Source organism: Mycobacterium sp. P2_H7 (assembly GCF_056403275.1).
The window spans coordinates 570,618-591,581 of sequence record NZ_JBFUFU010000009.1 but is presented as its reverse complement, the minus strand read 5'-3'; the positions used below and the strand labels follow the sequence as shown (position 1 = coordinate 591,581).

Annotated in this window: 18 protein-coding genes; 7 read left to right on the top strand and 11 right to left on the bottom strand. The window is 68.7% G+C overall.

Annotated features, from left to right (window positions below; all coding sequences use genetic code 11):
• Positions 1–124 precede the first annotated feature (124 nt).
• On the bottom strand, positions 125–1,168 hold the full coding sequence (locus AC1DY7_RS15000; protein ID WP_477494455.1) for a hypothetical protein: 1,044 nt from the start codon (positions 1,166–1,168) through the stop codon (positions 125–127).
• Complete coding sequence (locus AC1DY7_RS14995) at positions 1,165–2,487, bottom strand: hypothetical protein (RefSeq protein WP_477494454.1); 1,323 nt, start codon at positions 2,485–2,487, stop codon at positions 1,165–1,167. The genes AC1DY7_RS15000 and AC1DY7_RS14995 overlap by 4 nt, the downstream gene beginning before the upstream one ends.
• A 69-nt stretch (positions 2,488–2,556) precedes the next feature.
• On the opposite strand from AC1DY7_RS14995, the gene AC1DY7_RS14990 reads away from it, so the two are divergent.
• Positions 2,557–2,949, top strand: a complete 393-nt coding sequence (locus AC1DY7_RS14990) for a hypothetical protein (RefSeq protein WP_477494453.1) — start codon at positions 2,557–2,559, stop codon at positions 2,947–2,949.
• On the opposite strand, the gene AC1DY7_RS14985 is transcribed toward AC1DY7_RS14990, so the two are convergent.
• The 3 genes from AC1DY7_RS14985 to AC1DY7_RS14975 form a co-directional block, all read right to left on the bottom strand.
• Positions 2,898–4,247 (bottom strand): CHAT domain-containing protein, encoded by a 1,350-nt coding sequence (locus AC1DY7_RS14985; RefSeq protein ID WP_477494452.1) that lies wholly within the window; start codon positions 4,245–4,247, stop codon positions 2,898–2,900. The two genes, AC1DY7_RS14990 and AC1DY7_RS14985, sit on opposite strands and share 52 nt — an antisense overlap.
• The gene (locus AC1DY7_RS14980; protein ID WP_477494451.1) at positions 4,229–5,728 is read right to left on the bottom strand and encodes a hypothetical protein; all 1,500 of its coding nucleotides are present in this window, start codon (positions 5,726–5,728) and stop codon (positions 4,229–4,231) included. Before AC1DY7_RS14980 ends, AC1DY7_RS14985 begins: the two co-directional genes overlap by 19 nt.
• 84 nt (positions 5,729–5,812) lie before the next feature.
• Positions 5,813–6,310, bottom strand: coding sequence for a lipoprotein LpqH (locus tag AC1DY7_RS14975; RefSeq protein WP_477494450.1), 498 nt, complete (start codon positions 6,308–6,310; stop codon positions 5,813–5,815).
• A gap of 110 nt (positions 6,311–6,420) precedes the next feature.
• On the opposite strand from AC1DY7_RS14975, the gene AC1DY7_RS14970 reads away from it, so the two are divergent.
• Together AC1DY7_RS14970 and AC1DY7_RS14965 are read left to right on the top strand one after the other, a co-directional pair.
• Entirely contained in the window at positions 6,421–6,663 is a 243-nt protein-coding gene (locus AC1DY7_RS14970) for a hypothetical protein (RefSeq protein ID WP_477494449.1), read from the top strand.
• A complete protein-coding gene (locus AC1DY7_RS14965) occupies positions 6,653–7,825 on the top strand; it encodes a winged helix DNA-binding domain-containing protein (protein WP_477494448.1) in 1,173 nt (390 codons plus the stop codon). Before AC1DY7_RS14970 ends, AC1DY7_RS14965 begins: the two co-directional genes overlap by 11 nt.
• A gap of 9 nt (positions 7,826–7,834) precedes the next feature.
• On the opposite strand, the gene uvrA is transcribed toward AC1DY7_RS14965, so the two are convergent.
• Complete coding sequence (uvrA, locus tag AC1DY7_RS14960; protein WP_477494447.1) at positions 7,835–10,738, bottom strand: excinuclease ABC subunit UvrA; 2,904 nt, start codon at positions 10,736–10,738, stop codon at positions 7,835–7,837.
• 123 nt (positions 10,739–10,861) lie between these two features.
• On the opposite strand from uvrA, the gene AC1DY7_RS14955 reads away from it, so the two are divergent.
• Together AC1DY7_RS14955 and AC1DY7_RS14950 are read left to right on the top strand one after the other, a co-directional pair.
• Entirely contained in the window at positions 10,862–11,536 is a 675-nt protein-coding gene (locus AC1DY7_RS14955; protein ID WP_477494446.1) for an MBL fold metallo-hydrolase, read from the top strand.
• Positions 11,537–11,540: 4 nt separating this feature from the next.
• On the top strand, positions 11,541–12,041 hold the full coding sequence (locus tag AC1DY7_RS14950) for a DUF427 domain-containing protein (RefSeq protein ID WP_477494445.1): 501 nt from the start codon (positions 11,541–11,543) through the stop codon (positions 12,039–12,041).
• Between the two features lie 15 nt (positions 12,042–12,056).
• Here the strand turns inward: AC1DY7_RS14950 and AC1DY7_RS14945 are convergent, their stop codons facing one another.
• The 4 genes from AC1DY7_RS14945 to AC1DY7_RS14930 form a co-directional block, all read right to left on the bottom strand.
• Positions 12,057–13,355: a cytochrome P450 gene (locus AC1DY7_RS14945; RefSeq protein ID WP_477494444.1), complete on the bottom strand. Its 1,299-nt coding sequence runs from the start codon at positions 13,353–13,355 to the stop codon at positions 12,057–12,059.
• A 58-nt stretch (positions 13,356–13,413) separates the two neighbouring features.
• Positions 13,414–14,328, bottom strand: coding sequence for an LLM class F420-dependent oxidoreductase (locus AC1DY7_RS14940; RefSeq protein WP_477494443.1), 915 nt, complete (start codon positions 14,326–14,328; stop codon positions 13,414–13,416).
• Positions 14,325–15,473: an acyl-CoA dehydrogenase family protein gene (locus AC1DY7_RS14935; protein ID WP_477494442.1), complete on the bottom strand. Its 1,149-nt coding sequence runs from the start codon at positions 15,471–15,473 to the stop codon at positions 14,325–14,327. Before AC1DY7_RS14935 ends, AC1DY7_RS14940 begins: the two co-directional genes overlap by 4 nt.
• A gap of 113 nt (positions 15,474–15,586) precedes the next feature.
• On the bottom strand, positions 15,587–16,030 hold the full coding sequence (locus AC1DY7_RS14930) for a universal stress protein (protein ID WP_477494441.1): 444 nt from the start codon (positions 16,028–16,030) through the stop codon (positions 15,587–15,589).
• Between the two features lie 474 nt (positions 16,031–16,504).
• Here AC1DY7_RS14930 and AC1DY7_RS14925 point away from each other — a divergent pair, with 474 nt between their 5' ends.
• A complete protein-coding gene (locus AC1DY7_RS14925; protein WP_477494440.1) occupies positions 16,505–17,962 on the top strand; it encodes a glycosyltransferase family 39 protein in 1,458 nt (485 codons plus the stop codon).
• Between the two features lie 4 nt (positions 17,963–17,966).
• On the opposite strand, the gene AC1DY7_RS14920 is transcribed toward AC1DY7_RS14925, so the two are convergent.
• Positions 17,967–18,764: a nitrilase-related carbon-nitrogen hydrolase gene (locus AC1DY7_RS14920; RefSeq protein ID WP_477494439.1), complete on the bottom strand. Its 798-nt coding sequence runs from the start codon at positions 18,762–18,764 to the stop codon at positions 17,967–17,969.
• 539 nt (positions 18,765–19,303) lie between these two features.
• On the opposite strand from AC1DY7_RS14920, the gene AC1DY7_RS14915 reads away from it, so the two are divergent.
• The gene (locus AC1DY7_RS14915; RefSeq protein WP_477494438.1) at positions 19,304–20,953 is read left to right on the top strand and encodes a family 16 glycosylhydrolase; all 1,650 of its coding nucleotides are present in this window, start codon (positions 19,304–19,306) and stop codon (positions 20,951–20,953) included.
• The last annotated feature ends 11 nt before the right edge of the window (positions 20,954–20,964 follow it).

Here is a 20,964-nt window from a genome sequence, read left to right as displayed (position 1 = left end):
TCATTCTGACAGAAACGGACAAAAATTCCGCCGGTGCCGACAATTGCTTCCCCGATACACGGTCGAGCGGCCTCAGCCGTTCAATCGGCGCCCGACAAAAGTCCGGGATGTGCTGCGCGACGGGTCAGTAGTCGGCTTCGGCGGCCAGGATCTCGGCCAGGAATGCGTCGGCGCCCGGTGCGCTCAGACGTGCTCGCGCGAACGCCCGGATCCGGTCCCGCACCTCGCGGGTTTCGCCAGGGTCGGGGCGGCCCGCGACGGCGATCTCGGGTGCGGACCAGTCCCGGTTCCAGGCCGCCGATTCGGCCATCGGCAGGACCAGGCTGGCCCGGCCCCGCGCGTCGAGTACGCCGTCGATGCCGTCGAACCGGACCGCTACGCCGGTCGCCGGCCCGATGACCGCGATGCCGATCTCTGCGGTCACCACGCCGTCCGCGGCGCTACCGACGGACCACGACACGGTGTCCTCGGCCGCGTCGAACACCCCCGGCTGCACCGCGCTCCACGCGAGGGACGCGGTACCCGAGGCGATGGCGCCGGAGCCACCCATCCCGGCGGCACCGGCCGCCAGCGCGTAGTCGTCCTGCCTCCGCGGCGCAGCCGCATCCGCCAGATCGGGCCATTCCGCGAACTCGGCGCACGACTCGATGAGTGCGGCCACCCGCGGATCGCCGTCGCGCAGCCAACCCGCGAGCGCGCCCCGGTGTGGTTGCAGCAGTCCGGCCACATCGGAATCGAAGGTGTCCCCGGCGAAGAACGCCTCGGCGGCCGCGGTGAGTACCGCGATCTCGGCGTCCAGCAGGGCGGCATCCAGGTCGGCGATCCCGTCCGTGGTGCCGGCCGGCCACCAGCGGCGCAGCCAGTGCCCGAGCGCCAGCCGTCGCAGGGGGGCCAGGGCGCCCGCCGCCCAGTCGACGCCGGACAGCTCCAGCGCGGTCGGGGTCCGGTCTGCCAGAGCGCCGACGAGGCCGACATGCCCGTCCTCCCCGAGTACCCGCCACAGCCAGTCGGCGGCCGCCACATCGGTGAAGGTGACCTGCACGGGGCCGGTCGGGTCGTCGACGGTCCAGGCCAGGACCGCGCCGGAAACCTCGAGCACGGCGACCGCCGGCGGTGCGTCGACGCGGTGGTCGGTGGTCCACAAGCCTTGCTGGGCAATGAGTCTCATCGCGCGGCCACCAGCTCCAGCATCGCCTTGATCCGCTGCCGGTTATCCAGGCTGACCGAACGTGCCACTCCTTCGAGCAGCGCCCGCACCTCGTCGACGTCGGCGCACGATTCCTGCCACACGTCGCGGCCGTGCAGTCGCGCCCACAGCCGGTTCAGATAGGGCCGGGCGAACGATGCCAAGTCGTCGGTGACCTGCTGCTGGCGTGGGTGCAGCGCTTCCCCGGCGGCCAGGTAGCGCCGCGCGTGCAGCACGTAGGCCTCCTTCCTCAGCCGGGCCTGGATCAGCGCCGCCAGCGGATAGCGTGGCGCGGCGGTGTCGTTCAGCGGTGCCAGCTCGACGGCGACCTCGACCCCGGCCACCAGCGTCGCCTGCATGTCCTCGCCGAGCAGGCCCCATGGCGCACAGGCCCGGTCCACTTCCTCCGCGCACAGCAGCGGGACATCGGGCAGTTCGTCACGGTCCAGGGCGCGCCGCAGGGTGGCTCGCACCCGGTCCACGACGCTGCGGTTGAGCGGCCGATCATTGTCCGAACCGCCGTCGACGATCGGGGGTGGTTGCGGCACAGCAGAACTCAAGCCGATGTCGACGAGCGACCAGGGCAGCTCCGGCGCCGGACCGTGCGCCCGGGCACCCAGGTTGTAGGGCGTCGCGTCGGCCACCAGTGCCGTCCACACCCGCTGCCGGGCCGCCTGCGCAGTGTGGCCGTCGGCGTCGCCGAGCACCGTGGACAGACCGGCCAGGAACGGTGCCGTGATGGCCTCCGACGGCAGCACATCGCGCCAGCTGCGCTGCAATTGTGCCGACAAGGCCGCCATCGCGCGGAGATCGGTCACGTACCGGTTGAGCACCTCGATGGCGGTGCGGTCCCGGTCGCCGTGGATGCCGCGCAGCACCTGTTCGGCCGTGGCCGAATCATCCTGGACGGGTGCACCTTTGGTGATGGCCAGCTCGAAACAGGCGGGGAAGTACAGTTCCTGGGCATTGCCGGTGGTCAGCCGCAGCCGCCGCCGGTGCACCTTGAGGACCGCGAACCAGGCGGCGGTGGCACGCAACCGATCCCGGTGCGCCACGATCAGCTCGTACATCTCGGTGGCCACCTCGGCGGTCACCACCGGTGCCGAGTATTGCGGGTTGGACCGCAACCGCAGCACCAGCGGATCCAGGATGCGTTTGACGGTGCGGCTCAGCGGCCCACCGTCCTCGCTGCTGAGTACCTCGACGCCGGGCCCGACGGCCCGCCAGGCCCGGTCGAGCACGGCGCGGCGCGGCTGCGCGGCGCGCACGCCGGCCGCGCGCGGCATGGCCTCGGCAGTCATCGCCCCAGAATAGGGTGCGTCGCACGAAGTTGGGTTCGGTAGACACGCGGTCGGGTGACGCTGTGATCCATGTTCGACGTCCTCCTGATCGCCCTGCTCGTTGTCGTGTTCGTGCGCCGCACCGCCGCGGCTCCCGAGATCGCCACGGTGCGTGCCGCTTTCGACGAGATGCTGCTGGATAAGGGGCTGGTGACCGATTCGCAGCTCACCCTGATCCGGCACGGCACCAAAGGCCACGGTGTGGTGACGGCGTCGCAACCCACCGGGGCCACCCGCGAGGGCCACCGCGAGGTGGTGCTCGACCTGATGGTGCGCAAACCCGAGGGTGGCCAGTTCCCGGCTCACGAGACCACCCTGATCCCGGCGACCGCACTGGACCGCGTGTGCCCGGGCAGCATCATCGACGCCTACTACCGGTGCGGCGACGAGTCGGCCGTCGCCGTGTGTGTGCCGCCTGCCTGAGATATCGCGAACGTCGCCAACGCGGCCCAGTACACCGGGCTTGCCGACCTGTCCCCGTCGCGCCAGCGCCGCAGCTGTTCACGCTGCCAGCGGTTCACCGCCCGGCCGGTGTCCAGGACCGTGCCGTCCCGGTGGGCGGTATCCACCGATACGATCGTCTCCCCCATCGGATCACCGGCGTCGGCGTCGGCGAACTTGCGGTACCCGGCCGTGGTGGGCAGTGACCACAGGGTGGCCGTCACCAGTTCGGCGCCGGCGAGCACCATCGCGGCGACCAGACCGGTGGCCTCGTCGAAGCGGTAATCCCCGCCCGACGCGCAGGCCAGTAGCGCCACCTTCGGCGGGAACACCAGGTCCGACGCCATCAGGTCCGCGGCACTGAGCGGGCGGTGGTCGGCCAGGTGCACGGCGGCGCGTTCCGCGCTGCTGTCGGACGCGCTCGCATGCCCGACGAACATCAGCCGCCCCGGCCGCCGCGCGAGCATCCCGGCCAGCCAACCGCGGTCGGCGTCGGTGCGGCGGAACAATTCGACCACCGACGCGACGGGCGGGAGCACGCGGTCGAGCACCGTCGCGTAGTGCCGGGCAGGCACACTGTCGGCGGCAGGCCGGCCCAAGACCGAGCCCAGCGCCGAATCCGGGCGCTGCCCCGGCACTCTCGGGTCGAGGATGAGCAGCGCCGCGGTACCGGTGACGGGCACGGCTGGGCGCCGGGAGGCGACGATGTTGGCCGGGACCGCCATCAGCACGTCGACCAGTTCCAGCAGCCGGTACCCCTCGGTGAGCTGGGTGGGTTCGGCGTCCGGCCACGGAATCCGGGCCGGGACGGGGCCCTCTGCGGTGACGGCCTCGGTACGGGCGGTCAGCATGTCGGCGACGACGGGGAACAGGGCGGGTTTGGCCAGCGCCCCGAAAGGGATGCGGCCCAGCCGGGCACTGGGCGCCACGAACAGCACCGCCCGGGGCGAGCGCACACATTCGGTCAGCAGCTCCCAGCCGCGCGGCGCGATCAGCAGCACGCCGAGCCGGTAGGCCAGCAACACCTCCCGCTCGGGGTCGGTGAACGCGCCCAGGGTGAGGGCTCGCTCGAGTGCCTCCGTTGCGGTCTCACCCTCCCGCGGATCCGGCAGCGCGGCGTCGATCTCGTCCAGTGCCGCAAGCAGAATGGTTTCCTCGACCACCCAGGTGACGGTGCGTTCGGGCTGCCCGACGACGCGCAGACTCGCGTAGGTGGCGATGCCGAGGTCGGCGTACCGCAGCACCAGGGTCAGTGGTTCGGTCACGGCCACGTCGGCCACGCCGCTTCATCGGTGGTGACATCGCGACCGTATCGTTGCCGCGCCAGGGCGCGGTAGTGACCGAGAATGGTGTCCCGTCCGGGATCCATCTGCAGCGGCGGCAGCGGCCCCAACCGGGTCAACGACGGTCCGCCCGGACCGGGCGGACCGGACGCGACGTCGGCCAGCTCGGGCTCGGTGTCGACGGCGACCACCGGTGGGCCGGCCCAGATCGGTGCGCCCGGCTCTCCTGCTGGTTCGGTACTGAAACTGCCTCGGGCGCTGTGGTATTCGATGAGTTCCGCGGTCAGTGCGGTGTTCTCCCACTCCCAGGCCACCGCGAACGCGCCCGCCAGCATCGGCGCCGAGACCCGGGCGGCCCACCGCGACCGGGCGTCGGCGTCGGTGATCGAGTAGCGCACCGAATCCACCGCCAGCGCGGCGGGCACCTTGAGTTCGGCGGCCTGCTCCAGTTTGCCCATCGCGCGCCGGAATTCCGGGGTGCCGGTCGCGGCGAAGGTAGCACCCACCGATGCCTGGTGTTTGGCCTCGACCTCGTCCCAGTCGTCGTCCGGGTCACCGGCACCGTCGAAGCCCAGATCGGCCAGCGCGTCGGCGCGCCACACCGTGCCCAGCTGGTCATCGAGCCGGGCGTACTGCAGCCAGCTGCTGCGCGGCCATTCGTCGAGCAGTGCACGGGCCTGCCCGATGAGCTCGACGGCGTGGGCGAATCTGCCGAAGAAGATCGGAATCCAGCTGCGCTGCAGCAGGATCCGGTGCAGGTGGAGCGGTTTGCCGAGTTCGCGCCAATGCCGCTCGGCGTTGGCCCAGCATTCGTCTGCCTGTTCGAGTGCACCGGCGGCCAGCCGGGTGAACCCCATATACAGCCAGCAGCGCGACACGTCGTGGGCGCGGGCGTACCGCGCGATCACCGGATAGGCCTGCGCGATCAGCGCATCGGTGCGGACATGGTCACCGGCCGACCACGCGGCCACCGCGCGCTCCAGTTGTGTTCGGGCCGTGTCCAGTTCCCAGCCGAGCGACTCGGCACGAGCACCGGCGCGGCGCAGCCAGGGGTCAGCCTCAGCCAGCCGGCCGGTCTGCACGCAGAAGCCGCCGAAGGCGATGCCGGTGAGCACCAGCAGCCGGTCGTGGTAGATGCCGGTGTCGTCGATATCGGCGAGGACCCACTCCCACAACTCGACCGCGCGGTGATGCAGATCGTCGTCGGACAATGCGGTGGCACAGAGGATCTGCGCGTACGCGACCAGATAGCGGTGTTCGTCGTCCACCGGTTCGCCGAGCGCCCGCAACGAGTCGGCGGCGTCGTCGTGATCTCCCCTGGCGGCGGCCAGCCCGGCAGCCAGGAAGTCGGCGCGGCGTGTATAGCGGGCGATCATCTGGTCGGTGCCGGCATCGCGCCCGGATTGGTCGAGGTGCGCAGCCAGGCAGGCCCGGATGCGGGTGATGCATTCGGCAACACCGTCATTGGCGGTACGCACCCCGGCCCCGCCCCCCCCCCCCCCCCCCCCCCCCGCCAGGAGGGATTCTCCCGTCGCTTCGCTCGCCCCGACGGGGTGGGACGATCAGCTGCAAGAAACCTTGATCTCGAACTTCTTGCTGATCATCCCGGCCATGGGGTTCTTCAGGTCGGCGCCGGCGGCCTCACCGGTGATGGTGTAGGTGCTGCCGTCCACCTTGACATCGGCCGAGCCCGTGTTCGCGCCGCCCATGGCGGCCACGGCGAGCGCGTTGCCGTCGACCACGAGACCCAGCGACTCCACCTTCGGGGTGGCCTCGTCCGTCATGACGACGCCCAGGCCCTGCTGCCCGCCGATCGCACCGCTGGCGATGTTGATCTTGCCGCCCTGCTTCACACAGGTCACGGTCTTCACGTCCAGGCCGGACAGGTCCTGGCCCTCCACCTTGACCTCGGTGTTGCCGCCGGTGCTGACCTGGCTGCTGCCGCTGCCCGCTGCGGTGCTTGACGTCGTGGTGCTGCCCTTGTCATCGGAGCAGCCGACCAAGACCGCGGCTGTCGCGATCATCCCGATGCCGGCAACCAGAACACGGTTCTTCGTCATGTCGTGTGAATCCCTTCGTTTCGCCCTGCGCCCCGGTGGCGCGGCGTGGGAGAAGTACATCGGGACGCCATTGCTACCGATCCCAAACTTCTCCGCGGTACGGTGGCGATATGGCCGATGACCAGCAGCCTTCCGTTCCGCCGGATCCCGGGTACGACGCCAACGGCGTGCCGACCTTCGAGTCTGTCCGGGAGAAGATCGAGAACCGGTTCGGCACCGCGATCGGTGCACAAGAGCTGGCCGAGGAGACTCCCGAGGGCCGCACAGTGGCCGAGCAGTACGAGAAGCGTCAGGAGGCGGCCGCCGAGCGCCTGCGCCAGATCAGGGAGTCGATGGATCACGGTGACGGCTGAGAGGTCGTTCACCGTCGAGGAGCGACGTTCCCGGCTGGCCCGACGACACTTCCTGGCACCGCAGGGCGGGACCGTCGAAGACGTGACGTCGGCGTTGGTCGGCCTGCACGCCACCGATCCGGCCACCCCGTATCTGTCCTTGTGGGCGCGGGTGCCGGGGTTCACCGTTGCCGATCTCGATGGCGCGTTGTACGAACGACGTTCCGTGGCCAAACATCTGGCGATGCGCCGCACGCTCTGGGTGTTCGGCGCCGACGGACTGCCCGCGGTGCAGGCGGCATCGAGCGATCGAGTGGCCGCCAACGAGCGGCGCAAGCTGATCGCCGACATCGAGAAGGGCGGCATCGCCGCCGACGGTGCGGCGTGGCTGGACACCGCCTGCGCCGCGGTGCTGGCGCACCTGGACGAGCACGGCTCGACCGGCGCGGCGCAGCTGCGCACCGCGCTGCCCGAACTGGCGGGCAGCTATGACCCCGCACCCGGAAAGAGTTGGGGCGGAGCCACTCCGGTGGCTCCTCGGGTGCTGACGGTGCTGGGGGTGCGTGGCGACATCGTCCGCGGGCCGAACACCGGCGTGTGGACGTCCTCACGGCCGCGCTGGGCGTCGCGGGCCTCCTGGCTGGGTGAGGGTGCCGTAGCCGACCCCGACCCCGACGCCGCGGCCGCGGGTCTGGTCCGCACCTGGTTGCGGGCATTCGGCCCGGCCACCGTCGCGGACATCGCGTGGTGGTTCGGCCACACCTTGACCTGGACGCGGCGCGCATTGGCCGAGGTCGGTGCGGTCACGGTGGATCTGCACGGCTCACCCGGGGTGGTCCTGCCCGACGACCTGGAATCAGAACCCGCCGCCGAACCCTGGTGCGCGCTGCTACCCGGCCTGGATGTGACCACGATGGGCTGGTTCGACCGCGACTGGTATCTGGACGGTCACCGCGAGCACGTGTTCGACCGCAATGGCAATGGCGGGCCCACAGCATGGGTCGACGGCCGGGTGGTGGGCGGCTGGGTTCACGACGCCGACGGCCGGGTCCAGGTACGGCTGACCGCCGACGTGAGCGCCAAGACCCGGAAAGCGCTGCAGCGCAAAGCCGACGAACTGACGGCGTGGCTGGACGGCGTGCAGATCAAGCCGCGGTTTCCGTCCCCGCTGACCAAGGGCTGATGCGGCCGGCTACGCGCTGACCTTGCTGCGCCGCTTGCGGGTCGGCGCCGGGGCGGGCGCCTCCAGCATCTCGGCAAGGAATTGCCCGGTGTAGCTCTCCGGCGTCGCCGCCACGTCCTCCGGGGTGCCCTGCGCGACAACAGTCCCGCCGCCGGCGCCCCCTTCGGGACCCATGTCGACGATCCAGTCCGAGGTCTTGATGACGTCCAGGTTGTGCTCGATGACGATGACCGAATTGCCCTTGTCGACAAGGCCGTTGATGACCTTGAGCAATTTGCGGATGTCCTCGAAGTGCAGACCCGTGGTGGGCTCGTCGAGGATGTAGACGGTGCGACCCGTGGACCGCTTCTGCAGTTCGGCCGCCAGCTTCACGCGCTGCGCCTCACCACCGGACAGCGTCGGCGCAGGCTGGCCCAACCGGACGTAGCCGAGCCCCACATCGACCAGCGTCTTGAGATACCGGTGGATCGAGGAGATCGGTTCGAAGAACTCGGTGGCCTCCTCGATCGGCATGTCCAGCACCTCGGCGATCGTCTTGCCCTTGTAGTGCACCTCGAGGGTCTCCCGGTTGTACCGGGCACCGTGGCAGACCTCGCACGGCACGTACACATCCGGCAGGAAGTTCATCTCGATCTTCAGCGTGCCGTCACCCGAACACGCTTCGCAGCGGCCGCCTTTGACGTTGAACGAGAACCGGCCCGGCTGGTAACCGCGCACCTTGGCCTCGGTGGTCGCGGCGAACAGGGTGCGGATCTTGTCGAACACACCGGTGTAGGTGGCCGCGTTGGATCGCGGGGTGCGACCGATGGGCGACTGGTCGACGCGCACCAGCTTGTCCAGCTGGTCGATCCCGTTGATCCGCAGATGCCTGCCCGGCACCTGCCGCGCGCCGTTGAGTTTGTTGGCCAGCACCGTGGCCAGGATGTCGTTGACCAGGGTCGACTTGCCCGACCCGGACACCCCCGTCACCGCGGTCAGTACACCGAGGGGGAACGCGACGTCGACCTCTTTGAGATTGTGCTCGCGGGCACCCACCACGGTGAGCTGGCGCTTGCGGTCCACTGGCCGGCGGATGGCGGGGATCTCGATGCTCTCCTTACCGGAAAGGTATGCGCCGGTGAGGGATTCCGGGTTCTTCAGCAGATCCTGGTAGGTGCCGCTGTGCACGATGCGCCCGCCGTGTTCACCCGCATACGGGCCGATGTCCACCACCCAGTCGGCATGCGCGATGGTGTCCAGGTCGTGTTCGACGACGATCAGCGTGTTGCCCAGGTTGCGCAACCGCACCAACGTCTCGATGAGCTTGCGGTTGTCGCGCTGATGCAGGCCGATGGACGGTTCGTCGAGCACATAGAGCACCCCGACCAGGCCGGAGCCGATCTGGGTGGCCAGCCGGATGCGCTGCGCCTCGCCGCCGGACAGCGTCGCCGCCGCCCGGGACAGCGAGAGATACTCCAGGCCGACGTCGAGCAGGAACCCCAGCCGGGACTGGATCTCCTTGAGCACCTGCCCGGCGATCGCCTGCTCCCGGCTGCCCAGTGTCAGGGCGTTCAGAAACTCGGCACAGTCGGCGATGGACAGTTCGGCGACCTCGGCGATCGACTTGTCACCGTGGGTGCCCGCAGCCAGCGTCACCGCGAGGATCTCCGGCTTGAGCCGGGTTCCCGAGCACTCCGGGCACGGGATGTCCCGCATGAAGCCCTCGTAGCGCTCCTTCATCTGCTCGGAGTCGGTCTGCTCCATGCGCCGCTGCAGGAAGGCCAGCACGCCCTCGAAGTCGGCGTAGTAGGACCGGGTGCGTCCGTACCGGTTCTTGTACCGCACATGGACCTGGTGGTCGGAACCTTCCAGAATCGCCTTGCGCGCCTTGGCCGGAAGCTTCTTCCACGGGGTGTCGACGTCGAAGCCCAGCGCATCACCCAGGCCGGCCATCATCCGGGTGAAGTACTCGGCGGTGTGGCCCATGGACCAGGGCGCGACCGCGCCCTCGGCGAGCGTCAGTTCCGGGTCGGGGACGACGAGTTCCGGGTCGACCTCCTTCTTGATGCCCAGGCCGGTGCATTCCGGGCAGGCGCCGTACGGCGAGTTGAAGGAGAAGGACCGCGGCTCCAGGTCATCGACGGCCAGGGGGTGGCCATTGGGGCAGGCCAGCTTCTCGGAGAACCGTTGTTCGCGATGCGGGTGGTCGTCCTCCCGGTCGACGAAGTCGAGGACGACGATGCCGTCGGCCAGGCCCAGCGCGGTCTCGACCGAATCCGTGAGCCGCTGCTTGGACGAAGCCTTGACGGTGAGGCGGTCGACGACCACCTCGATATCGTGCTTCTCCTGTTTCTTGAGCTTGGGCGGCTCGGTCAGCGGGTAGACCACGCCGTCGACGCGCACCCGGCTGTAGCCCTGGGAGTTCAGCTTGTCGAACAGGTCCACGAATTCGCCCTTGCGGGTGCGCACCACCGGCGCCAACACCTGGAATTTGGTGCCCTCCTCCATGGCCAAGACCTGGTCCACGATCTGCTGCGGGGTCTGCCGCGCGATGCGCTCACCACACACCGGGCAGTGCGGCGTGCCGGCCCGCGCGTAGAGCAGGCGCAGGTAGTCGTAGACCTCGGTGATGGTGCCGACGGTCGAGCGCGGGTTGCGGTTGGTGGACTTCTGGTCGATCGACACCGCCGGCGACAAACCCTCGATGAAGTCGACGTCGGGTTTGTCCATCTGCCCGAGGAACTGCCGCGCATAGGCCGACAGCGACTCGACGTAGCGGCGTTGCCCCTCGGCGAAGATCGTGTCGAACGCCAGCGACGACTTACCGGACCCGGATAGACCGGTGAACACGATCATCGCGTCGCGGGGCAGGTCAAGGTCCACGCCGCGGAGATTGTGCTCGCGCGCACCCTTGACGATCAGACGGTCAGACACACTGTCCCTTTCCTAGTCCTGCTGTTTCCCGCGACGCTTCGCTCCTGCCCGCGGGAACCGAAGGCAGAACAATCCTCCGCCATGCTAGGTGCCGGTACCGACAAGCCGGATAGCGTGGCAGTCATGACAGCCCTCACCGACGACTACACCGGCCACGTCGACGGCGGAACCGCAGCCCGGCGCAGCCTGCCCGCGGCCACCATCGTGAAGGCGTCGGTCGGTCCGATGGACAACAACGCCTACCTGATCACGTGTACCGCGACCGGGAAGACCCTGCTCATCGACGCGGCCAATGACGCCGACCGGCTCATCGAGCTGATCAGGACGCACGCCCCCGACATCTCTCTCATTGTGACCAGTCATCAGCATTTCGACCACTGGCAGGCGTTGCAAGCGGTGGCGGACGCCACAGGCGCACCGACCGCCGCCCACGCTCTGGACGCCGAGCCGCTGCCCGTCACGCCCTACCGGATCCTGTCCGACGGCGACACCATCGCCATCGGCGACCTCACCTTCGACGTCATCCATCTGCAGGGCCACACCGAGGGATCGGTCGCGCTGGCGCTGCGCGGCGCAGACGGGGACGTCACGCATCTGTTCACCGGGGACTGCCTGTTCCCCGGCGGCGTGGGCAAGACGTGGCAGGACGGCGACTTCGACCGGCTGCTCGGCGACGTCAGCACGAAGGTGTTCGACCGCTATCCCGATTCGACGGTCGTCTACCCCGGCCACGGCGATGACACGACGCTCGGAGCCGAGCGACCGCATCTCGCCGAGTGGCAGAAACGCGGGTGGTAGCCCGATGAGCACCTGGCCCGTGCCCGACAAGCCCGGACCCGGTCAGGAGTCGGTGTGGGATTACCCACGCCCGCCCCGGCTCGAAGAATTCCGCGGATCGATCACCGTCGAGCTCGGTGGCGAACGCATTGCCACGACCGACCGCGGCTGGCGGGTGCTGGAGACCAGCCATCCCCCGACGTATTACCTGCCGCGCGCGGCGTTTGCGGACGGTGCGCTCCGCGATGCGCCGGGCTCGTCGTGGTGTGAATGGAAGGGCGCGGCGAACTACTACGACGTGGTGACGGGATCGGTGGTGGCGGAGCGCGCGGCGTGGACGTACCTGACACCGACGCGCGGCTTCGAACCGTTGACCGGAGCGGTCGCGGTGATGGCGGCGGCCGTCGACCACTGCACCGTCAACGACGAGGAGGTCCGGCCCCAGCCTGGCGGCTTCTACGGCGGGTGGATCACCAGTTGGGTGACCGGTCCCTTCAAAGGCATCCCCGGCTCGATGGGCTGGTAGATCGGGGGTCCAGACTCACTTCCATGCGACGGACAGCCGCTTGATCCCGTGGATGAACGCCGACCGCAGGATCGCCGGCTCGTCGATCGCCACGATGTCGGGGACCTGGCGGTACAACTCGTCGAACAGCACCCGGACCTCGCGGCGGGCCAGGTTGGCGCCCAGACAGAAATGCGCGCCGCCCGCGCCGTAGCCGATCTGCGGGTTGGGGTCGCGGGTCACGTCGAACCGATAGGGATCGGCGAACCGCTGCTCGTCACGATTGGCCGAGGTGTACCACATGGAGATCTTGTCGCCGGCCTTCATCGGGATGCCGCGCATCTCGATGTCCTCGGTGAGGTTGCGCCGCATGAAGATCAGCGGCGAGCCCCACCGCACGATCTCCTCGACCGCCATCGGCGCGATGGCGTCGAAGTCGTTCCACCAGATGTCGCGCTGCTCGGGATAGCGCGTCAGTGCCACCATCCCGTGGCTGATGGCGTTGCGGGTCGTCTCGTTGCCCGCCGCCGAGAGCAGGATGAAGAAGGACGCGATCTCCGCGGAGCTCAGCCGCTCGCCGTCCACCTCGGCCTGCACCAGGTTGGTGGTCAGATCCTCGGCGGGCTTGGCCCGCCGCCGTTCGGCCAGATCCATCCCATAGTTGGCGAGATTGGTTGACACCTTGAGGATTTCGTCGTAGTCGCCGCACACTTCGTCGTCCCCGGCGCCCAGCAGCACCGTGGTCCATCCGAAGATATCGGCCTCGTCCTCTTCGGGTATGCCCATCAGGTCGCAGATGATCTGCAGGGGCAGCTGCCCGGCGACCTCGGCGACGAAATCCGCCTCGCCGTCGGGGTGGCGCTCGAGCATCTGCGCGACCAGCCGGCGGGCCCGTTCGCGCACGCTGTCCTCGATGCGGGCCACCACCTTGGGGGTGAAGGCCCGGTTGACGATCCCCCGCAGCCGCAGGTGACGCGGATCGTCGAGGTTGATCATCGAGCCGAAGAATTCCGAGATCTCGGCGGGCACGTCGGACAGCGACGTGCTGGTGGGGCTCGAGCTGAAGATCTCCGGGTGCCTGCTGGCATGGCGGACGTCGTCATAGGTGGTCAGCGCCCAATGCCCGGCACCCGAGGGGAACCCGGCGAACTCCGGCACCTCGAAGAAGGTGATGGGCGACTCGCGGCGCAGGGTGGCGAAAGCACCGTCGCGGAGGTCGTCGTCCCATTCCCAGAACGCCAGTGCGCCGAGATCGATGTCGCCGAGTTGCACGTCGGGCGGCGGCGCACCGTTGCGGCGGGGCGGGATACCGGTGTGGCTCAACGTTGCGGTCATGGCTCGACCTCCCTCAAGCCGAGTGTGACACCGCAGCGGCGGGTCTGTCGCCGATTCGTCAGACCTTGGCGATGACCTGTTCCCCGAACTGCTGGACGGCTTCGATGGCGTGGGCCAGGCTGTCCCCGGGTACCTGTGCCTGGATCCAGGTGACGCCGAGGTCGGCCAGCCTCGCGACACCGTCCAGGTAGGCGGCGGCGTCGAAGCCGTCCGCGCCGGGCACCCCGCCCTGGTTGTTGCTGAAGGTGATGTCGACAGTCGCCGGGTCGCGACCGGCCTCATCGAGGCGGCGGCGCAGATCGTCGATGCCCGCCTTGAGTTCATCGAGTGATTCCAGCGACGCCGTCCGGGCGGTCCGGGCGAGGATCGCCGGAGCGGGGAACGGGCACCACCCGTCGCCGTACTGCGCCACCCGGCGCCGGGCGGCACCGGTGTTGCCGCCGATCCAGATCGGTGGCGCGACGGCCGGGCGTGGATGCGCGGTGATACCGACGGCGGTGAAGTGCTTGCCCTCGAAGCTGTAATCGTCGGTGGTCCAGATGCCCCGGATCACCCGTAGCGCCTCTTCCACCAGCTCGGGACGCTCGTCGAAATCGACACCCAGCGCCGCGAATTCACGCTTGAGGTAGCCGACGCCGACGGCCAGGGTGAATCGACCGCCCGACAGCAGGTCCAGCGTCGCGCCGGCTTTGGCGACCACGAACGGGTTACGGTACGGCAGCACAACCACATTGGGGATGAGTCGCAGCGTCGAGGTGTGCGCCGCGGCGAACCCCATCGCCACGAATGGATCGAGCGCGTCGTGCCCTCCGGCCCGCAACCACTTCTCGGTGGGTGCGGGATGGTCGGTGAAGCCGAATCCGCCGAACCCCGCCGCCTCCGCCGCTGCGGCGACCGCCGCCACGCCCGCGCCCCCCACCAGCTCCGGGTTGTACGGGTGGCTGTGCATCGGGTGGGTGAAAGCGAATTTCATCGGGCTCCGTTCGGGGATGTGTAGCTCGGCCTGCCGAGACCGAGGGCGTGTTGGGCGATCATGTTGCGGAAGACTTCCAGCGTTCCGGCGTAGATCCCGGTCGGCGCGGCCAGCCGGAAGATGTACTCGGCTCCCCCGTCATCGGCGGCGCCCGGGGTGCCCACGGGCAGCGCGCCCGCGGTCCCCAAGAGGTCCATCAGATCCGGCGACACGTCGCGCATCGTCTGCGCGATGGCCACCCGGCCGTACATGCCGGGCGCGCTCATGGCCGCTTCCATCCGCGCCACCGCGCGGCCGAGCCGGTAGGACGGTGGCGCGTCGGCGGCGATCCGGTCCACCGCCTGCGCCATCAACAGGACGTGGTCGGTCATCACCGCGATGGTCTGCAGGCCGCCCGCCTCACGTTCGCCGGTGCCGTGCTCGGCGTCCAGTGCCCCGCGCAGCACCGCCCAGCCTCCGTCGACCTCACCGATGCGGTAGCGGTCGTCGATGCGCACATCGCTGTAGAAGGTGATGTTGGTGCGGTCGCCGTCCACGGTGCGGATGCCTTGGATCTGCACACCCGGTGAGTCCAGCGGCACCAGGAACATGGTCAGGTTGCGGTGTTTCGGCCCGGCGGGGTCGGTACAGGTGAGCAGGAAGACGTAGCCGGCGTTGTGCGCGTTGGAGGTGAACATCTTGGAGCCGTTCACAATCCAGCCCGCACCGTCGCGCACGGCGCGCGTCTTGCAGGTGGCGACATCGGAACCGCCGTCGGGCTCGGTGTAGCCCAGGCACAGCCGCAACTCGCCGGAGAGCACCCCGGGCAGCACCTCGGCGACCAGTTCGGCCGACGCGAAGCGCTCCACCGTGTGCGCGACCATGGCGGTGGTGCCCCAGTGGAACCACGGGGTGTGTGCCCGGCCGATCTCCAGCTCCCAGATCCGGCGGCGTACCGCACTGAACCCGCCGTCCGCCGCACTGCGGTAGTCGCGTGCCAGGTAGCCGGCCGCGCCGAGTGCCAGATGTACTGTCTCGTCGAAGTTTTCACCGGTCTCACGATCCCGGCGGATCACCTCGTCGGTGACGACGTCGGCCAGGAACGCTCTCAGCTCATCCTGGAACGCCAGGTCCTCGTCGGACAGCGGTACCCGGGAGAAATCCACCCAGACACCGTGACAGTTGTTTCACTTTTTGTAAAGAACATCGATGTAAAGGCTGCATGGAGAGACGAAGGAGCCCGGCACACCGTGGTGCGCCGGGCTCTTCGAACTCGATGTCAGGACGTGTGCACGATGAGCACGTCGACCTTGGATCGGCGTGCCACGTTCGCGGGCACCGAGCCCAGCAGCCGGCCCGCGATGGTGCTCAGGCCGACGTTGCCGACCACCAGGAGGTCCGCTCCCGAGTCGTTGGCCAGGTCGACCAGCGCGTCGACGGGTGCGCCGACGATGGCCTTCTCCTCGACCTCTTTGACTCCGGCAGCCTTCGCCCGATCGCTCGCCTCCTTGAGGATCGCGTAGATCGGGGCGTTGCCGGTGGTCTTGTAGCCTTCGTCCTTCAGGACGTCAGCGGCGTGGTGGTCCTCGCTCTGCGGGAAATATGCGGTTGCGACGATGAGCTTCGCACCCGATCCAGCAGCGATCTCTCCGGCGCGTTCCACGGCACGCAGGGACGAATCAGATCCGTCCGTGCCGACGACCACGGTCCGATAGGCGCTCATTCATGCCCTCCAAGTGTCAGAACCTTATTCATAGCTACGCCACCCGAGACAGTAACCCTTTGCTCGACGGCCGTGGGCGCGATTGGCGACACCCGGCGCGTCGACGTCCGTCCCGGCGGCGTCGTTCGGGTACCGATGCTAGCCGCCGGGCACCCGGATCAGGCGTTATGGTGACGCAGGACATGGCCAGCACGTGACCGGCGTCAAACCTGCGCCGCCTCTTTGCCGAAGATCACAACGGCGCCCAATTTCGTTCACTGCGCCGATGTTTGGGCACCTCAGCCGTGGCGGGGATCGTAATTCGACAACGGTGGGTGCGGCACCTCTGCGGCAAAATCACTGTCCGAGAACGTGTACCGGTGACCGGAGGGTGACCAGGTGCAGTAGCGGCGCCGCGGGCCGGGTATTACGGTTCTGCCCAAGAGCAGAAAACGGGGGTCGGCCGGGTGCAACTGCCGCCTCGATGGTGTCCTGGTGGCGGTGTTCGCCGTCGCGGTCAGTGCGGCCGGTGCCGCCCGCCCGTCCCTGTGGTTCGACGAGGCGGCCACCATCTCGGCGGGTACCCGCACGCTGCCGCAACTGTGGGGTCTGCTGGGCAATATCGACGCGGTACACGGGGCGTACTACCTGTTGATGCACGGGTGGTTCGCGGTGTTCCCGACCACCGAATTCTGGTCCCGGTTCTCCAGCTGTCTGGCGGTCGGGCTCGCCGCCGCCGGCGTCGTCGCGCTCGCCCGGCGGTTCGTCGGGCGCTCGTCGGCCGTCACCGCCGGCGTCGTGTTCGCGATCCTGCCCAGGATCACCTGGGCCGGCATCGAGGCGCGGTCCTACGCGCTGACCGCGTCGGTCGCGGTGTGGTTGACGGTGCTGTTGGTGGCCGCCTCCCGTCGGCGACGGCCGGGCCTGTGGGCCTGGTACGGCGTGGGCGTGGCGCTGGCCACCCTGCTCAACGTGTTCATGGTGCTGCTGGTGCTGGTGCACGCTGCCTACATCGTCAGCCTCGGACCCCGCCGGCCCGCACGGGTCTGGGTGGGCACCACTGCGGCGGCGATCGTCGCGATCGCGCCGTTCCTGTTCTTCTGCCGTACCCAGATCGCGCAGGTGCACTGGATCTCGCCGCTGTCGACCGGCACCATCGGCGAGATCCTCGGGAAGCAGTACTTCGACCAGAGCGTGGCCTTCGCGGTCTGCGCCGCACTGATCCTGTTGTTGCCCCTGCTGTTTCGCCGGCTGCGGCCGACCGAACCCGGCGCGGGCGCCCTGATCCGGCTGACCCTGGCCTGGATGGTGCTGCCGACTGTCGTCATGCTGGCGTATTCGGCTGTGGCCGAACCCCTCTACTACCCGCGGTATCTGACCTACACCTCCCCCGCCATGGCCCTGCTGCTGGGCGTGTGCATCGTGGGTCTTGTGCGCACCCGGGAACGCGCCACCGCCGTGGTGGCCGTCCTCGCCGTCGCCGCGACGCCGAACTTCCTGTTCGTGCAGCGTGGGCCGTACGCGAAGGAAGGGATGGATTTCAGCCAGGTCGCCGACGTCGTCACCGCCCATGCCGCACCCGGGGACTGCCTGATCATGGACAACACCACGACCTGGCTGCCGGGCCCGATCCGCCCGCTCACCGCGGCCCGGCCCGCGGCCTACGCCGCACTGATCGACCCAGGCCGCGGGATGCGCGCCGCCGACCGAAACCGGCTGTGGGATGCCCATCTCGGCATCTGGGGCGTGGCCGATCAGATCCGCCGCTGCACCGTGTTGTGGACCGTCTCCCAGCGCGACCGGGCCGTGCCCGAACGGGAAAGCGGCGCAGCGCTCGACCCCGGACCGCGGTTGCGCCGGGCACCGGCCTACCAGGTGCCCGAACGGATGGGTTTCCACATCGTGGAGCGCTGGCAGTTCAATTTCGCGCAGATCGTGAAATCGACCCGCTGACGGGTCAGTACAGCTCCGGGCGCCGGTCGGCGAACAGGTCGACGTGCTCGGTCAAGGACTTGTTGTGAGTGACCGTGAGGTCGACGTCGGCGATGGCGATCCCCGAGCCGGGCCCGACACTGTCGAGTACCCAACCGTCGGGCGACACGACCACGCTGCCCTCGGTCCACGGTTGCCCGCGTTCCACCCCGGTGCGGTCACAGCAGGCGACGGCCACCTTGCTGGCCCGAGCGGTGGCCATGGCGTTGATGACTTCGCCGGCATGCTCTCCGTCCGGTCGCGGGAACAACGGCCAATTCACCGGTGCTGCTATGAGTTCGGCACCGGCCAACGCCACCGGCCGGGTCAGTTCCGGGAATTCCACGTCGTAGCAGATCATCACCGCGATGGCACCGTGGCGGGTGGCGAGCACCTGCGGTGCGACGGCACCGGGGGTGAAGATCAGCTTCTCCCGATCCCACAGGTGCGACTTGCGATAGAAGCCGAGTACGCCGCTGCCGTCCAGCATGACCGCGCTGTTGTACAGCAGTCCGTCCGGGCCGATCTCGGGGAATCCGCCGATCACGATCGCGTCGCCGGCCGCGGCCATCCAGTCGGTGAACGGCTCGGCAGCGGCGGTCAGCGCGAGCGACCGGGCCTCGTCCGCGTCGCCGAACATGTACCCGGAGGTGGCGAGTTCCGGCAGGATGATGACGTCGGCACCGTCCGCGACGGCCGTCCGGATCTGCTCGACGATCAGGCCGCCGTTGGCATCGGGTGCGCCGAGCACTGGCGCGATCTGACAGCACGCGATCCGGGTCATCAGCGAAGTGTAGTCACGGTGCCCCGGTGGGAGCCTTGAGCGCGGGGGCGAACCGTATTGCAGTGCACCGACACTCCCATCGGGCATGGCGGCGCATGTTCTCACAGATTCCTAATAAGTGGAGGCCTGGCGCGGGCATCGGCGCCGCAGCAGCCGCGAGCGCACCACCGCACGCTAATGCCGGCGATTTGCCCACCAGACGCGGACCTTGCAACAACCGGCTGCACCGCCTTTGCCGAGGAAATCGGGCCCGTCGCACTGTCCGTCAACGGGGGGCCGCGGTCGTCAATTAAGGCTTCCCGCAGGCTGCTTCGCACTCCCGCCGAGTACCGCAGGCTGGCGATTTCACGAATGATGTTCTGCGTCACCACTTTTCGTTCCGCACTCAGCTCCCGCTCGGCACGCACCGGAATCGTCGACCGAATGTCCTGCAGTTGATTTCATGGGTGACGTCTGTAGGTTTCCTGTGAGACGCACCGACCTTGGCCGCCGGCACAAGGCCAACCATCAGTCGAGAAACACCACACCGGGGAAACGACATGAGTGCACGGGCGGACGCAGACGATCAGAATCCGGTGACCGGACGAAAGCGTGGCCGGCATCGCGTCCGCCGGCAGCGAGCCGCGGTGCCCTACGGATGGCTCGGGGCCGGCGTCGTCGGGCTCGGCATCGCCGCGGTGAGCGGTTCGGGTGTCGCACAGGCCGATAGCGAGAGCAGCAAAGCCGAAGGCACCGGGCCCAGCAAAAGTGACGACCAGCCCGCAACCAAGACCGCGTCGTCGACGGCTCCCGCAACCGGAAAAACCACAGCGACCACGCCGAAACAGCGCGTAACGGCGGCCGAGACGGTGACATCCATGAAGAAAGCCGATGATATCGAGAAGCCGTCGGCACGAGCCGGATCCACCCGCGTGGCCGCCGCCCGAGTCAAGAATTCAGACCCGACCGCGACTACCGAAACTCCGGCGCCTACAGCGAAATTGGACAGCGGGAAGCGCGGCATCGCCGCCGCGGCTGCGTCGCCACAGCCAAAGGCGGCCATCACCGCGTCGGCTCAGCCCGCGACGGCGAGCGCCTTGGCGGCACCCGCCCCGCCGGCACGACGACACTGGATACTGCGCAAGTTCTTCAACCTCACCCCCACCATCTCCGTGGTCCCAGGCCAGACAACACAGGCCAACGGGACGATCAAGGGAGCGATACGCGGCGTAGACGGCGACGGCGACACGCTCGGCTACACCGCGAGCAAGCCCGCCCACGGGAGCGTCGCGGTCAGCGCCAGCGGCGCCTTCGTCTATACGCCAGGATCCGGGTTCGGTTCATCGGGAGACACATTCACGGTTACCGCCACCGACGATCTCCCGTCGAACGGTCCCCATGTGCACGGCCCGCTGGGTTTCCTGGTTCCCGGCTTCGGCTCGACGGCCGCCGTCTCCGTGTCGATCGCCGGCCGCACGACGACTCCCACGAACCCGACGAACCCGACAACACCCACCAATCCCACGACTCCGACCAATCCGACTTCGCCCGCCACCGCCGCGGCGCGACTCGGTTGGGGCGCACCGTCGAGGTCCACCGTCTTCACCAGTGCGGCAAGCCTGGCCAATGGCTGGGGCGTGTATAACTCGCCCGGGCACGCAGGGTACGGACGGCGCACACCCGCTGCGATTTCGTTCGGCAACGAAGGCATGGTCATCACCGGCGACCCTGCAGGCAACACCGGGGGCATGGCATGGATGCCCGGCCAGAAATACGGTTCCTGGGAGGTCCGGATCAAGGTGCCCCAAGGCGCCGCCGACTACCAGGCCGTCGCGCTGCTGTGGCCGGACGCCGAGAACTTCCCCGTCGGCGGGGAGCTGGACTTTTTCGAGATGACCAACGACGCCACCCGCCAGCGGATAGGCCACTTCCTGCACTATTCGGCGCAGAACCGCACCGAGTGGGCCTTTTCGCAGGTCGATGCAACCCAGTGGCACCACTATGCCGTCAGCTGGACACCGCAGAAGATCACCTACTACATCGACGGCAATCCGGTGTTCAACTCGACCGACACTTCGCATTTCCCGCCCGGCGCAATGCATTTGGCCCTTCAGCTGGATGCGACGGAAAAGCGTCCGATCAACTTGGCAGGCGGCGCACGGATGCAGGTCGCGTGGGCGCGGATGTACCCGCTGAACCAGATCGACTGAAATCCCCCGCC